This is a genomic window from Kitasatospora fiedleri (assembly GCF_948472415.1).
GTDB classification, from domain to species: Bacteria; Actinomycetota; Actinomycetes; order Streptomycetales; family Streptomycetaceae; genus Kitasatospora; species Kitasatospora fiedleri.
This window is the reverse complement of record NZ_OX419519.1, coordinates 7,311,284-7,325,670: the sequence shown is the minus strand read 5'-3', so window position 1 is coordinate 7,325,670 and position 14,387 is coordinate 7,311,284. Positions and strand designations below refer to the sequence as shown.

Here is a 14,387-nt window from a genome sequence, read left to right as displayed (position 1 = left end):
GTCAGTTCTCCCGGTTCGAGGTGGTGCCCGCGGGGACGGCCGGGCCGGCCTCCAGGGGGGTGCGGACCCGCAGGAACGCGGTGTGGCGGCGCAGCGTGAAGCCCAGCGACTCGTACAGGGCGATCGCCCGGGTGTTGTCGGCGGCGGCGTGCAGGAACGGGGTGTCGCCGCGCTGCTCGATGCCGTGCGCGACGGCCCGCACCAGGCGGGTGGCGTGGCCCCGGCCGCGGTGGTCGGGGTCGGTGCAGACGGCGCTGATCTCGGTCCAGCCGGGCGGGTGCAGGCGTTCGCCGGCCATCGCGATCAGGCGGCCGTCCCGGCGCAGGCCGAGGTAGCGGCCGAGGGCGATGGTGCGGGGCAGGAACGGGCCGGGGCGGGTGCGGGCGATCAGGTCGAGCATCTCGGGGACGTCGGCGGGGCCCAACTCGACCGCCTCCGGGGCTGGTTCGGTGCGCAGCGCGGTGGCGACCAGCTGGACGCCGTGGCCGGACTCCAGCACCTCCCAGCCCGCGGGCGCGGCGGCGGCGCCGGTGACGGGGGTGGTGCTGCCGGGCGGTCCGGCCAGCGCGGCGAGGTCCTGCCAGGCCAGCGGGTCGGCCGGGTCGGCGAGCGCGGTGAACGGGGAGACGTCCGCGGGGTAGCGGGCGGCCCGGCCGCGGCGTTCGGCGAGGTGGGCGTGCGGCCCGGCGAGGGCGGCCCAGGCGGGGTTGTCGAGGACGTGGGCGGCTGCGCCGGTGTCGGCGGCGGCGGTGTCGGCAGTGTCGGCGGCGGTACTGGCGGTGGGCACGGGCAGGGCGGTGCGCGGGCTCATGGCGGGGCGGGCTCCTGGTACGGGTGGGCGGGCGGCGCGGTTTCAGCCGGCCGGACAGAGCGCGCTGCTGACGCGCAGCAGGTCGACCGGCCGGTCGAGGTACACCGCGCGCTCCGCTGGCCGCACCACCCCGCACCCCCCGGTCGCCTCGTCGCTCGGCCGTCACTCGTCGCTGGTCGCTGGTCGGTTGTCTCGGTTGCCGCAGTCGTCGCTCGTCGCTCGTCGCTCGTCGCCCGCTGCGCCGGCCGTCACGGTCACGGTCACGGTCGCGGCGGCACCGCGTCACGGCCGCGCCGCTCCGTCGTCCCTCGTCCTGGTCAAGCTAGGCCGGGCCCGGACGGGATGTCAACGGCCGCCCGGCGGCCGGAGTCGGCGGTTCGTTACCGCTGTATGAACAGCGTTGTGCCGGGCCCCGGTGCGGGGTTACGGTGCGAGGACGGCGGCACCCGGGCGGTGCCGCGAGACGCGGACGGGGAGGTGACGGCGGTGCGGGCACTGGAGCGCGAGGTGTACCTCGACCGGCCGGTCGACCTGCTGCGGGTGAGCACCGCGCTCTGTCCGGCCGGCCCGGTCGGCTGAGCCCGCACCGCCCCGCGCCCTCCGCCCCCTTCGCTCCACCGCCGCGCCGCACCGCGCCCCGGCCGCGCCTTCGGTGTCCGCCCCGACGCGTTCGCCAGCCCCTCCCGTGAACAGGAACCGGTCCCGCCATGCCCGCATCGCCAGCAGCATCCCCCTCCCCCGAGGCGTCCTCCGCCGTTCCCGCCGTTCCCGCCGCGCCCGCCCCGCTGCACCTGGCCGTCGCGCTGGACGGCGCCGGCTGGCACCCGGCCGCGTGGCGGGAGCCGGGCGCCCGGCCGAAGGAGCTGTTCACCGCCCGGTACTGGGCGGACCTGGCGGCGGAGGCGGAGCACGGCCTGCTCGACCTGCTGACCATCGAGGACGGGCTGAGCCTGCAGTCGGAGCACCCGTTCGAGCCGGACGCCCGCACCGACCGGGTCCGGGCCGGCTGGACGCGGTGCTGGTGGCGGCCCGGATCGCGCCGCTGACCCGGCACATCGGGCTGGTGCCGACCGCGATCGTGACGCACACCGAGCCGTTCCACCTCTCCAAGGCGGTGGCCAGCCTGGACTTCGTGAGCGAGGGCCGGGCCGGGCTGCGGGTGAAGGTCTCGGGGCGGGTCGACGAGGTCGGGCACTTCGGCCGCCGCGAGCCGCGCGAGCTGCGGCTGGACGACCTGGACTCGCCCGCCGCGCTGGCGGCGCTGGCGGAGTCCTTCGGCGAGGCCGAGGACTACGTGGAGGTGCTGCGCCGGCTGTGGGACAGCTGGGAGGACGACGCGGAGATCCGGGACGCGGCGACCGGCCGGTTCATCGACCGGGAGAAGCTGCACTACATCGACTTCGAGGGGCCCCGGTTCTCGGTGCGCGGCCCGTCCATCACGCCCCGCCCGCCGCAGGGCCAGCCGCCGGTGGCGGCCCTGGCCCACCGCGGCGAGCCGTTCCGGCTGGCGGGCCGCTCCACCGACCTGGCGTTCGTGACGCCGCACGACGCGGAGCAGGCCCGGGCGATCGTGGCCGAGGTGCGGGCCGCCCAGCGGGAGGCCGGGCGGGCGGCGCAGACCGTGCACGTCTTCGCGGACCTGGTGGTGTTCCTGGACGACGAGCCGGGCGCGGCGGCCGAGCGGCTGGCCCGGCTGGACGCGGCGGCGGGCGCCGAGTACACCAGCGACGCCCGGGTCTTCGCCGGGACGCCCGCCGAACTGGCCGATCTGCTCGCGGAGTTGGCGACGGCCGGGCTGACGGGCTTCCGGCTGCGGCCGGGCGCGCTGCCGTACGACCTGGAGCGGATCACCCGCGGCCTGGTGCCGGAGCTCCAGCGCCGCGGGCTGTTCCGCACCGCCTACGAGGCGTCCACCCTGCGCGGGCTGCTGGGCCTGCCGCGCCCCGCCAACCGCTACGCCGCCGCACCCGCCGAGACCGCCGGTGCCGACCCCGCGCCCGCCGGGTCCGCCGAGACCGGTCCCACGGCCGCCGCCACGGCCGACGCCACCGCCGTCAGCGCCTGAACTCCGAAGGAACGCAGCAGACATGAGCAACCAGAGCAGCAGCGGCAAGCCGCTCAAGCGGATTCACCTGGCGGCGCACTTCCCGGGCGTGAACAACACCACGGTATGGAGCGACCCGGCGGCGGGCAGCCAGATCGCGTTCAGCTCCTTCGCGCACCTGGCGCGGACCGCCGAGCGGGCCAAGTTCGACTTCCTGTTCCTGGCCGAGGGCCTGCGGCTGCGCGAGCAGAACGGGCTGATCTACGACCTGGACGTGGTGGGCCGGCCGGACACCTTCACCGTGCTGGCGGCGCTGGCCGCGGTCACCGACCGGCTCGGCCTGGCCGGGACGATCAACTCGACGTTCAACGAACCGTACGAGGTGGCCCGGCAGTTCGCCACCCTGGACCACCTCTCGGCGGGCCGCTCGGCGTGGAACGTGGTGACCTCCTGGGACGCGTTCACCGGCGAGAACTTCCGGCGCGGCGGCTTCCTGCGCGAGGAGGACCGGTACGCCCGGGCCCGGCAGTTCCTGGAGGCGTCCTGGCGGCTGTTCGACTCCTGGCGCGGGGACGAGGTGGTGGCCGATCCGGCGTCCGGGGTGTTCCTGGGCGATCCGGAGGCGGGCCGGTTCGCCTACCGCAGCAGCGAGTTCGACATCGCGGGCCGGTTCGACGTGCCGCGCGCGCCGCAGGGCCGCCCGGTGATCTTCCAGGCCGGCGACTCCGAGCAGGGCCGCGAGTTCGCCGCCGCCTCGGCGGACGCGATCTTCTCCCGGCACGGCACCCTGGAGGCCGGGCAGGCGTTCTACGCGGACGTGAAGGGCCGGCTGGCCCGGCACGGACGGTCGGCGGACGCGCTGAAGATCCTGCCCGCGGTGACCTTCGTGCTGGGCGCCACCGACGCGGAGGCCCGCGAGAAGGCCGCGCTGGTGCGCCGCCAGCAGGTCAGCGGGCAGACCGCGATCCGGCTGCTGGAGCAGGTGTGGAACCGGGACCTGTCGGACCACGACCCGGAGGGTCCGCTGCCGGAGGTCGATCCGCTGGTCGGCGAGCACACGGTGTCCCGGGGCCGGGCCTCGGTCCGGACCGGCCGGGACCCGCTGGCGGTGGCCCGCGAGTGGCGGGAGCTGGCCGCGGCGAAGAAGCTGTCCATCCGGGACCTGGTGATCGAGGTGTCCGCCCGCCAGTCCTTCGTCGGCACCCCGGCCCGGATCGCCGAGGAGATGAACCGCTTCGTCCAGTCCGACGCCAGCGACGGCTTCATCCTGGCCCCGCACCTGACGCCCGGCGGCCTGGACGAGTTCGCCGACACCGTGGTGCCGCTGCTCCAGGAGCGCGGCGTCTTCCGCACCGAGTACGAGGGCAGCACCCTGCGCGAGCACCTCGACCTTCCGCCCGTCCCCGTCCGCACTGCCGAGGAAGCGATATGACGACCACTCAGGAACCGACCACCGCCCAGGGCCCCGCCGGAGCCGAGGAGTTCACCCGCGAGTGGGAGGAGTGGCACGCCGCCAGCCAGCGCGCCCTCGCCGACCCGCACGGCTTCCTCGCCGTCACCAGCCTGCACTGGCTGGACGCCGAGCCGACCCGCTTCCCGGACGCCCCGGGCGCCTGGTCGACCGGCCCGGACGGGGTGCGGGTCGAGCTGGACGAGGGCGAGGAGCTGCTCCTCGACGGGGAGCCGGTGCGCGGCCGGTACGACTTCGGCGTCCTGCCGGAGCGGGCCAGCCGGTACGCGACGGCGGGCGAGGCGGTGATCGAGGTCGCCAAGCGCGGCGGCCACGACATCGTCCGGCCCCGGCACCCCGACAACCCGCTGCTGCGCGCCTTCACCCGCACCCCGACCTACGCGCCGGACCCGCGCTGGGCGCTGACCGGCCGCTACCTGCCGTTCGAGGAGCCGCGCCCGGTGACGGTGGGCGCGGCCGTGGAGGGCCTGCAGCACGTGTACGACGCGCCGGGCGAGATCGAGTTCACGCTGCCCGACGGCGGCGGCACGCACCGGCTGACCGCGTTCAACGGCTTCCGGCCGGGCAGCTTCCACGTGCTGTTCACCGACGCCACCTCGGGCGTCACCACGTACGCCGCCAACCGCTCGCTGAGCATCGACGAGCCGGACGCGCAGGGCCGGGTCACGGTCGACTTCAACCGGGCCACCAACCTGCCGTGCGCCTACACCGACCTGGCCACCTGCCCGCTGCCGCCCGCCGAGAACCGCCTCCCGGCGGCGGTCGAGGCCGGCGAGCGCATCCCGCTGGAGCGCGGCGGGCAGCCGTGACGCGCCACCGGCGAGGGTGACGCACCGCGGCCGGGCGTAGCGGAAGCGTCCGGCTGCGGCGGACCGCAGGCCCCGAAGGGATTCCCTTCGGGGCCTGCGGTCCGTCCGGGCCCGGGCCGCCGCCGGGCCCGGGCCGTCAGGGTCGGTCCGGGCCCGGCGGTCGGGCCGGGCTCAGCGGTCGATGAACTGGTGGTCGGTCAGGACCAGCCCGGCCGGGTCGAGCCCGAGCAGGTCGGTGCCCGCCGAGACGCACGCGCCGCTCGCCGCCCGCACCATCTCCCAGCGGAGCCGGACCACCCCGTGGTGCCCGTCCGTGCCGGGCACCAGGCGGAACGCGTGCCCGGTGTCGCGCACCCACGCCGCGTGGGCCAGGGCGATCCGCTCGGTGAGCGCCGCCCGGCCGTCCACCGCCGTCGTCGGGGTGCGGTGCGCGACCGCGGGCGCGAACAGCTCCGCCACGGCGGCGCGGCGCCGGTCCGGGTCGGGCTCGTTCCACAGCCGCACGTAGCGGCGGGCCAGTTCCTCGGGGTCGGGCCCGGCCGCCGCCCCCTGCGCCGGGGCGGTCACCGTCCGGCCGCCTTCCGGCCGGGCAGCGCCTGGACCACCAGGGCGAGCAGCGCGGTGGCGGCCAGCACGTACAGCAGGCAGGCCCGGAACGCGGCGGGGACGGCGTCGGGGCCGGGGGTGTCGGCGAGGACGCGGTAGAAGACCAGGCCGATCAGGGCGACGCCGAGGGCGTTGCCGACCTGGAGGCCGGTGGTCAGCACGCCGCCGGCCGAGCCCGCGCTCGCGGCCGGGACGCGGGCCAGCACGGTGGCGGTCAGCGGGGCGAAGGACAGGCCCATGCCGCAGCCGTCCAGCAGCAGGCCGGGCACCAGCCACCAGAGGCTGGTCGCGGTGTCGGCGACGGCCCACAGCTCCAGCAGCAGCCCGGCGGCGCGCAGCGCGCAGCCCGCCGTGATGGCGTGCCGGCCGATCCGGGCGGCCAGGTGCCGGGCGGTGGCGGAGGCGGCCACGTAGCCGACGCCGAGCACGCTGAACACCAGGCCGGAGGAGATCGGCGCCAGGTGGCGGCCCTGCTGGAGGTAGAGCGCGAACACCAGGAAGTACGAGGCCATCGACGCCCAGAAGATCAGCTGGGCGGCCAGGCCGGCCGTGAAGGCGCGCTCCCGGAACAGGGAGAGGTCGAGCGAGGGCGAGCCGCCGGTCCGGGCCAGGCGGCGCTGCTGGACGGCGAACGCGGCGAGCAGCGGCGGTCCGGCGGCCAGCAGCAGCCAGGTCCACAGCGGCCAGCCGCGTTCCCGGCCCTCGATCAGCGGCAGGCAGACGGCGGTCAGCGCGGCGGTCGCCAGCAGCAGCCCGAGCAGGTCGGGGCGCGACCGGCCGGGGGCCTTGGACTCCGGGAGCAGCCGGGCCGCGGCGACGGCGGCGGCCAGGCCGATCGGCAGGTTGACCAGGAAGCAGGCCCGCCAGCCCAGGCCCAGCACGTCGGTGCGGATCAGCACGCCGCCGATCAGCTGGCCGAACACGGCGGCGATCCCGGCCGCGGCGGCGTACCAGCTCAGCGCCCTGGTGCGGGCCTGGCCCTGGTAGGAGGTGGTGATGATGCCGATCACCTGGGGGGCCATCAGGGCGGCGGCGGCGCCCTGGAGCACCCGTCCGGCGATCAGCAGTTCGGCGGTGGGGGCGGCGCCGGCGGCGGCGGAGGCGGCGGTGAACAGGGTCATGCCCAGCGCGAGGACGCGGCGGCGCCCGTACAGGTCGCCCAGCCGGCCGCCGGTGATCAGGCCGACGCCGTAGGCCAGCGCGTAGGCGGCGACGACGAGTTGGATCTGGGCGTCGGTGGCGTGCAGGTCGAGCCGGATGGCGGGGACGGCGACGTTGACGATGAAGAAGTCGAGTCCGGAGAGGAACACGCCGACCAGGACGATCGGCAGGGTGGCGGGGTGCGGCGCGCCCGGTGGCGCGGCGGCCTGGGCGGGGACGGGGGCGGGAGCGGCGGCAGAGGCGGCGGGCACGGTGGTGCTGTCGGTCATGGGAGGGCAGGCTCCTGCGGCTTGCGGGGAAGTGGGAGGCCCGCGCCGCTCCGCCCCGCCGGGGCGGCGGGTGCGGGGCGCGGTGCGCGGTCCACTCTCCCCGGGGCCGCCGGGTGCCTCAACTACCCGCCAGGTAGGTGCCCCCAGGTAGGTGCGCCCCGGACGGGAGTTCAGGAGGAGGAGGGGGGCGGGCCGGTGAGGGCGTTCAGGTGGGCGGCGGTGCGGTCGTCGGCCGGGAAGAAGCTCTCGATGAGCAGTTCGGAGATGGTCACGTCCCGGGCGGTGCCGAAGGTGGCGAGGGTGGCGATGAAGGTCAACACCTGGTCGCCGCAGCGCAGTTCGAGCGGGACCATGATGTCGTCCGGGCCGGGGACGTCGACCTCGGGCACCGGCTGGTCGCACGGGTAGCCCTGGAGTTCCTCGTAGAGCGGGCGGAGCCGTTCGTCGAGCGCCGCGCAGCGGGCGAGCCGGGTGAGCAGTTTGCCCCGCCACTGGCCGAGGTTGACCATCCGGGGGGCCATCCCGTCGGGGTGCAGGACCAGCCGCAGGGCGTTCACCGGCGGTTCCAGCAGGTGGGCGGCGACGCCCTCGGTGAACAGGTCGAACGCGGCGTTGGCGGCGACGATGTCCCACCGGCCGTCCACCGCCAGGGCCGGGTAGGGGTGGTGACCGCGCAGCACCCGCCGCACCGCCTCCAGGACCGGCCGCATCGCCGGGTCGTCGAGCGGCTTCTCCCGGAACACGGGCGCGTACCCGGCCGCCATCAGCAGCGCGTTGCGCTCCCGCAGCGGCACCTCCAGGTGCTCGGCCAGCCGCAGCACCATCTCGCGGCTGGGCTGCGCGCGCCCGGTCTCCACGAAGCCGACGTGCCGCGCCGAGACGCCCGCCAGGTTGGCCAGCTCCAACTGGCTGACCCGCCTGCGCCGCCGCCACTGCGCCAACAGCGGCCCCACCCGGGCCGGTTCCTCCGTGCGCACCGCCATCGGAGCTCCCCCTTCGTCCGCCCCCAATCTACGGCACGGCACCGGCTCCGCCGCGGGGAAGCCGCTACAGCACCGGTGCGATGTCCCGCCGGACGCGGCGCCCGGGGCGTCCCCGGGCGCGGCGTCGGACGTGCGGCCGGACGTGCGGCCGGACGCGGGGCCGGACGCGGGGCCGACCGCGGCGTCAGATGTCGCGGAAGACCTCGATCTGCGCGCCGACCGAGTTGAGGCGGGCGGCCAGGTCCTCGTAGCCGCGGTTGATCACGTAGACGTTGCGCAGGATGGACGTGCCCTCGGCGGCCAGCATGGCGAGCAGCAGGACCATCGCGGGGCGCAGCGCGGGCGGGCACATCATCTCGGCGGCGCGCCAGCGGGTGGGGCCCTCGACCAGGACCCGGTGCGGGTCCATGAGTTGGACGCTGGCGCCGACCCGGCCGAGTTCGGTGAGGTAGACCGAGCGGTTCTCGTACACCCAGTCGTGGACCAGGGTGGAGCCGTGCGCGCAGGCGGCGATCGCGGCGAAGAACGGCAGGTTGTCGATGTTGATGCCGGGGAACGGCATCGGGTGGATCTTGTCGATCGGCGCGACCAGCTTGGAGGGGCGCACGGTCAGGTCGGTGAGCCGGGTGCGGCCGTTGGCGGCCGGGTACTCGGGGCCGCGCTCGCACTCCAGGCCCATCTCGTCGAGGACGGCGAGCTCGATCTCGATGAACTCGATCGGCACCCGGCGGATGGTCAGTTCGGAGTCGGTGACGACGGCGGCGGTGAGCAGGCTCATCGCCTCCACCGGGTCCTCGGAGGGGGCGTAGTCGACGTCGGCGTCGATGACGGCCTTGCCGTGCACGGTGAGCGTGGTGGTGCCGATGCCCTCGACCCGTACGCCGAGCAGTTCCAGGAAGAAGCACAGGTCCTGGACCATGTAGTTGGCGCTGGCGTTGCGGATGACGGTGGTGCCGGGGTGGCGGGCGGCGGCCAGCAGCACGTTCTCGGTGACGGTGTCGCCGCGTTCGGTGAGCACGATGGGGCGCTGCGGGGAGACGCCGCGGTCGACGCTGGCCCGGTAGCTGCCGGTGGTGGCGTTGACGTGCAGTCCGAACTGGCGCAGCGCCGACAGGTGCGGCTGGACGGTGCGGGTGCCGAGGTCGCAGCCGCCCGCGTAGGGGATCTCGAAGCGGTCGGCACGGTGCAGCAGCGGGCCGAGGAACATCAGGATGCTGCGGGTGCGCCGGGCGGCCTCCTCGTCGATGCCGGAGAGGTCGAGTTCGGCGGGCGGGGTGATCTCCAGGTCGAGGCCGTCGTTGATCCAGCGGTGGCGGACACCGATGCTGGCGAGGACCTCCAGCAGGCGGTAGACCTCCTCGATCCGGGCGGCGCGGCGCAGGGTGGTGCGGCCGGTGGTCAGCAGGGAGCCGGCGAGCAGGGCGACGCAGGCGTTCTTGCTGGTTCGGACCTCGATGCTGCCGGAGAGGCGGCGTCCGCCGACCACCCGGAGGTTCATCGGGCCGGCCACGCCGAGCGAGACGATCTCGCTGTCGAGCGCCTCGCCGATCCGGGCGACCAGGTCCAGCCCGATGTTCTGGCCGCCCGATTCGATCCGGGCCACCGCGCTCTGGGTGGTGCCGAGGGCCGCGGCCAGTTGGGTCTGCGTCCAGCCCTTGTGGGTGCGGGCGGCGCGGACGAGCTTGCCGATGCGGGAGAGGTAGTCTTCGTCACTGTGCGAACATATCGCACCTGTGCGATATTTCGCATCTCGCCCGCCTGACCCCGGGTCAGCTGCCGAACCACCCGCCGAACCGCCCGGCAGGCCGTCCCAACCGCCGCCCACCGCCTGCCCGTTTCCCGGCCGGCCATGCCCGAGCCGGACGCCCGACTCTCAGACCCCCGCCGACTCCCCCGCGTCCGCGTCCGCGCCCGCGCCCGTGAACATGGCGATCAGGCCGTGCGGGGAGGTCGGACCGAGCATCAGCTCGTGCAGGACGGCGGCGTCGGCGGCCTCGGCGGCGCTGCGCGCGAACATCTCCGCCTCGTGCACGGCGAGCGCCGTCTCGGGGTCGCCGGGGTGCGCGGCGAGCAGTTGCCCCAGCCGGGCGGCGTCGTACATGGCGAGGTTGGCGCCCTCGCCGGACGGGATCATCAGGTGTGCGGCGTCGCCGATCAGGGTGACGCCGGGGACGCGCTCCCAGCGGTGGTCGGCGGGCAGGGTGTGCAGCGGGCGCAGCACGGGCGGGGTGGCGCCCTCGGTGATCAGGGCGGTGAGTTCGGGCGCCCAGCCGGGGAACTCGGCGGCGATCCGGGCCCCGGCGGCGGCCGGGTCGGTGAAGTCGACGGCGGCGAACCACTCCAGCGGACGGCGCAGCGCCACGTAGGTGTGCAGGACGCCGCCGGTCTCGCGGTGGGCCTGGATGCCCTGGCCGGGGACGAGCGCGAACATCGCGCCGCCGCCGACGGCCCGGGCGGTGGCGGGGTGGGCGGTGTCGGCGTCGTGCAGGTAGGTCTCGACGAAGGACGTGCCGGTGTAGGCGGGCCGGGCGTCGGAGAGCAGCGGACGGACCTTGGACCAGGCGCCGTCCGCGCCGACCAGCAGGTCGGTGGTGATCGCGCTGCCGTCGGCGAACTCGACCCGGTGGCGGCCGTCGCCGAGCGCCCGGACGTCCACCGCCTTGCGGCCCCAGTGCACGGTGCCGGCGGGCAGCGCGGAGAGCAGCAGGTCGCGCAGGTCGCCGCGCTGGACCTCGGGGCGCCGGCCGGTGCCGTCGTCGGGCTGGTCGAGCAGCACGCCGCCGTCGGGGGTCAGGGCCCGGGCGGCCTCCCGTCCGGGCAGCACGAGGGCGCGGAACTGCTCGGTCAACCCGGCTGCGGCGAGGGCGGGTTGGCCGTTGTCGGGGTGGATGTCGAGCATGCCGCCCTGGGCCCGGGCGGTGGGCGAGGTCTCGGCCTCGTACACCTCGGCGGGAATGCCGTGGACGTGCAGGACGCGGGCCAGCAGCAGGCCGCCGAGGCCGGCTCCGACGATGGTGACGGGGGTGTGGGCGGGGGTGTGGGCGGGGGTGTGGGCGGGGGTGTTCACGGCTGCCTCCCGGCGGGGTCGAATGGACTGGAACGCCATTCCATTGTTGGAACGTCGTTCCAGATATGTCAAACTCGACCCATGACCAGCCCGACCCCGCGCTCCCCCCGCCGTACCGCCCGCCGCAGCGACGCGCTCTCCCGCGAGCGCATCGTGGAGACCGCCGTCGAGGTGCTGGACGCGGCGGGCGAGGGCGGGCTGACCTTCCGCGTGCTCACCGAGCGGCTGGCCACCGGCGCGGGCGCGATCTACTGGCACGTCGCCAACAAGGACGAACTGCTGGCCGCCGCGACGGAGGCGGTGGTGGCCCGCGCCCTCCCGCTCGCCCCGGACGACCCGGCTGCCACGGACAGCCCGGCAACCCCCGACGGCCCGGACGCGGACCGGCCTTGGGAGGGCGTCCACGCCGTCGCGCTGCGCCTGTTCGAGGCCGCCGAGGCGCACCCCTGGCTCTCCGCCCAGATCGCCGCCCAGCTGGCCGGGCGGCCCGGCGGCACCGTCGGCCCGCGGATCTTCGAGGCGCTGGGCCGCCACGTCCGGGCGATGGGCGTGCCCGTCGAGGGCTGGTTCACCGCCGCCTCGGCACTGATGCACTACATCCTCGGCGCCACCGCGCTGAACGCCGCCAACACCGCCGCCGCCCACGCCCTCGACCCCGGCGTCGACCGCCCCCGGGTGCTCGCCGACGCCGCCAACGCCTGGCAGGGCCTCGACCCCGCCGCCTACTCCTTCACCCGCACCGTCGCCGACCAGCTGCGCGAGCACGACGACCGCGAGCAGTTCCGCTCCGGCCTCGACCTGGTCCTGGCCGGCATCGCCGCCGCCCACCCGCCGACGGCCACCGCCTGACCCCTCAACGCCCTCGACGCCCTGCGCGCACCCGGCGCACCCGGCGGGCCCGCAGGTACTCGCGGGCCAGCAGCCGCAGCAGGGCGGGCTTGGCGGGGCTCGCGGAGCGGCGCAGCAGGGCGTCGAGGTCGGCCCGGGCCGCGGTGGCGGTGAGCTGCTCGACGCCGACGAGGCAGCGGACCATCGGCCGGTGGGCGGGCGGCACCAGGTCGACGAGCGCGCCGCTCGCGGCGCGGTCGCGGTCGGCCCGGTCCAGCAGCGCGCCGAGCAGGGCCCGGACCGGCCCGGTCGCCGCCCCGCCCGTCAGGTCGGCGCGGGTGACGCCGTACTCGGCCAGGGTCTGCCGCGGGAGGGTGAGGCGGCCGTCGGCGAGGTCCTCGGCCAGGTCGTTGACGAAGTCGAGCCGCTGGCTGGAGTCGATGAACGTCCGGCAGGCGGCGCGGTAGGCGGTCTGGTCGCCGTCCGGGCCGAGCAGCGCGGCGACGACCATGAAGCCGGGCAGCGAGTAACCGTCCAGGTAGGCCTGGTAGTCGGCCTCGGTGGCGAAGCCCGCGAAGTCGAGGTCGGCGTCCGCGGCCGCGAGGAAGTCCCGCACCCGGGCGCGCAGCACGGGCCGGGCCTCGGCGCTGTCGAGCAGCGGCCGCAGCTCCGGCCGGTCGGTGCGGCCGGTGTCGAGCGCCGCGGTCACCTCCTCGCGCCAGCGGGTGGACGCGGCCCGGCGGGTGGCGGGCGGCCCGCTGTCCAGCAGGTCGTCGGTGCGGTGCATGAACGCGGTCGCGACGATCACGTGCGGCAGTGTCCCGGGCGGCAGCAGCAGCCCGGCGGCCAGCGCCACCTCCCGCTTGTACGCCACCACCTGCTCGCGCTCCCGCCCGTACGCCGCCCGCAGCGCGGGCTCCCGCACCCCCGCCGCGTCCAGTGCCCGCTCCCAACCGCCCACCCGTCCCACCCTCCACTCGCACGGCCCGCCCCTGACCGGCCATCCTGCCAACCCCGGCCGTCCCACCGGACGGTGGGGCGCCCTCGGCCGCCGGGGCCGGGCACCTCGGGGGGCCTCGTCGATCTGCCGTCAGGGGTGCGGCACGGCTTCGGTGGGCGCGGGCGCGGCAGGCGCGGGCGGGGCCGGGGGTGCGGGTTCGGCCGGGGTGTCCGGGTCGGGGCGGACGGCGCCCAGGATGGGGAGCATGGTGACGGGGGCGAGTTTGACCACGGTGCCGGTGTGCGGGGCGTGGACGACGGCGCCGGCGCCCAGGTAGAGCGCGACGTGGCCGGCGTCGCCGTGGTAGATGACCAGGTCGCCGGGGCGCAGGTCGCGCAGGGCGATGTGGCGCAGGGCGGCCCACTGCTGCTGGCTGGTGCGCGGGATCGGGACGCCGGCGGCCTGCCAGGCCTGCGAGGTGAGGCCGGAGCAGTCGAACGCGTCGGGGCCCGCGCCGCCCCACAGGTAGGGCTTGCCGCGCTGGGCGAGGGCGAACTCGACGGCCCGGCGTCCGGCCGCGGACGCCCCGCCGCCGGGGCTCGCGGTGAGGAGTTGGCGGTCCGCGTCGGCGGCGAGGGCGTTCTCGCGCTGTTCCAGCAGGCCGAGTTGCTCGGCGGTGGCGGCGGCCAGCAGCTGTTCGGTGCGGGCGGCGCCCTGCCGGGCCTGGTCCAGGGCCCGTCGGGCCCGGTCGGCGGCGGCGGACGCCGACTGCTCGGCCTGCGCGGCCTGTTCGGAGAGCAGCACCATCCGGTTGCGGGCCTCGCGCAGGTCGCGCAGCACGGCCGCGGCGCTGCGGGTGTCGGACGCGGCGCGCTGCTGCCGGTCGAGGAAGTCCTCGGGCCGGTCGGCGAGGAACAGCCGGGCCAGCGAGCCGAGTCCGCCGCTGCGGTACTGCTCGGCGACCAGCCGGGCGGCCTCCGTCTCGGCCTCGGTGAGCCGTGCGCGCTGCCGGTCGGCCTGCCGGGCGGCGTCCGCCGAGTCCTTCCGGCGCTGCGCCAACTCCCCGGCGGCGGCGGTGTACTGCTGTTCGGCGGTCTCGGCGGCGTGCCGGGCCTCGGCGACGTCCGCGGCCAGCCGGTCGAGCGGCCGGTCCGCCCCGGTGGCCGCTCCGGCCCGGTCGGCGCCGGCCGGGTCGGCGCCGGCCGGTGGGGGCGCGGGGTCGGCGGCGGCCGGGACCGCCGGAACGAACAGGAGCGCTGCCAGCAGCAGGGCCGCGGCCCGCCAGGATCGGGGTGTGGCACGGGACACCGGTGTCCACCGTCCTCGGTCTGATGATCGGAACCACGGCCACTCTGGCACCCGCTCCGGCCGGCCCCGGGGATCTCGCACCCGGGGCCG

General features: G+C 76.3%; 11 protein-coding genes and 1 pseudogene. 4 read left to right on the top strand and 8 right to left on the bottom strand.

The annotated features are described in order from the left end of the window. Nucleotide 1 precedes the first annotated feature (1 nt). Complete coding sequence (locus QMQ26_RS33300) at nucleotides 2–811, bottom strand: GNAT family N-acetyltransferase (protein ID WP_282203863.1); 810 nt, start codon at nucleotides 809–811, stop codon at nucleotides 2–4. 707 nt (nucleotides 812–1,518) lie between these two features. Here QMQ26_RS33300 and QMQ26_RS33295 point away from each other — a divergent pair. From QMQ26_RS33295 to QMQ26_RS33285, 3 genes and pseudogenes are all read left to right on the top strand, one after another. Beyond that, nucleotides 1,519–2,876 (top strand): annotated as a pseudogene (locus tag QMQ26_RS33295) (LLM class flavin-dependent oxidoreductase). Between the two features lie 22 nt (nucleotides 2,877–2,898). Further along, on the top strand, nucleotides 2,899–4,287 hold the full coding sequence (locus QMQ26_RS33290) for an NtaA/DmoA family FMN-dependent monooxygenase (protein WP_100839084.1): 1,389 nt from the start codon (nucleotides 2,899–2,901) through the stop codon (nucleotides 4,285–4,287). Beyond that, nucleotides 4,284–5,135: a DUF1684 domain-containing protein gene (locus QMQ26_RS33285; protein WP_282203862.1), complete on the top strand. Its 852-nt coding sequence runs from the start codon at nucleotides 4,284–4,286 to the stop codon at nucleotides 5,133–5,135. Before QMQ26_RS33290 ends, QMQ26_RS33285 begins: the two co-directional genes overlap by 4 nt. A gap of 171 nt (nucleotides 5,136–5,306) precedes the next feature. Here QMQ26_RS33285 and QMQ26_RS33280 read toward each other — a convergent pair whose 3' ends face one another. The 5 genes from QMQ26_RS33280 to QMQ26_RS33260 all read right to left on the bottom strand — a co-directional run bounded on the left by QMQ26_RS33280 (nucleotide 5,307) and on the right by QMQ26_RS33260 (nucleotide 11,221). After that, nucleotides 5,307–5,702, bottom strand: a complete 396-nt coding sequence (locus tag QMQ26_RS33280) for a nuclear transport factor 2-like protein (protein ID WP_282203861.1) — start codon at nucleotides 5,700–5,702, stop codon at nucleotides 5,307–5,309. Then, entirely contained in the window at nucleotides 5,699–7,171 is a 1,473-nt protein-coding gene (locus QMQ26_RS33275) for an MFS transporter (RefSeq protein WP_282203860.1), read from the bottom strand. The genes QMQ26_RS33280 and QMQ26_RS33275 overlap by 4 nt, the downstream gene beginning before the upstream one ends. Nucleotides 7,172–7,341: 170 nt before the next feature. After that, a complete protein-coding gene (locus QMQ26_RS33270; RefSeq protein ID WP_100839088.1) occupies nucleotides 7,342–8,154 on the bottom strand; it encodes a helix-turn-helix domain-containing protein in 813 nt (270 codons plus the stop codon). 184 nt (nucleotides 8,155–8,338) lie between these two features. Next, nucleotides 8,339–9,880, bottom strand: a complete 1,542-nt coding sequence (locus tag QMQ26_RS33265; protein ID WP_282206667.1) for a UDP-N-acetylglucosamine 1-carboxyvinyltransferase — start codon at nucleotides 9,878–9,880, stop codon at nucleotides 8,339–8,341. A 147-nt stretch (nucleotides 9,881–10,027) separates the two neighbouring features. Next, a complete protein-coding gene (locus QMQ26_RS33260) occupies nucleotides 10,028–11,221 on the bottom strand; it encodes an FAD-dependent oxidoreductase (RefSeq protein WP_282203859.1) in 1,194 nt (397 codons plus the stop codon). 81 nt (nucleotides 11,222–11,302) lie between these two features. Between QMQ26_RS33260 and QMQ26_RS33255 the strand changes: the two genes are divergently transcribed. Next, a complete protein-coding gene (locus QMQ26_RS33255) occupies nucleotides 11,303–12,070 on the top strand; it encodes a TetR/AcrR family transcriptional regulator (RefSeq protein ID WP_282203858.1) in 768 nt (255 codons plus the stop codon). Between the two features lie 4 nt (nucleotides 12,071–12,074). Here the strand turns inward: QMQ26_RS33255 and QMQ26_RS33250 are convergent, their stop codons facing one another. Continuing rightward, complete coding sequence (locus QMQ26_RS33250) at nucleotides 12,075–13,010, bottom strand: squalene/phytoene synthase family protein (protein WP_100839092.1); 936 nt, start codon at nucleotides 13,008–13,010, stop codon at nucleotides 12,075–12,077. A gap of 129 nt (nucleotides 13,011–13,139) precedes the next feature. Continuing rightward, nucleotides 13,140–14,297, bottom strand: coding sequence for a C40 family peptidase (locus tag QMQ26_RS33245; protein ID WP_282203857.1), 1,158 nt, complete (start codon nucleotides 14,295–14,297; stop codon nucleotides 13,140–13,142). Nucleotides 14,298–14,387: the final 90 nt, after the last annotated feature.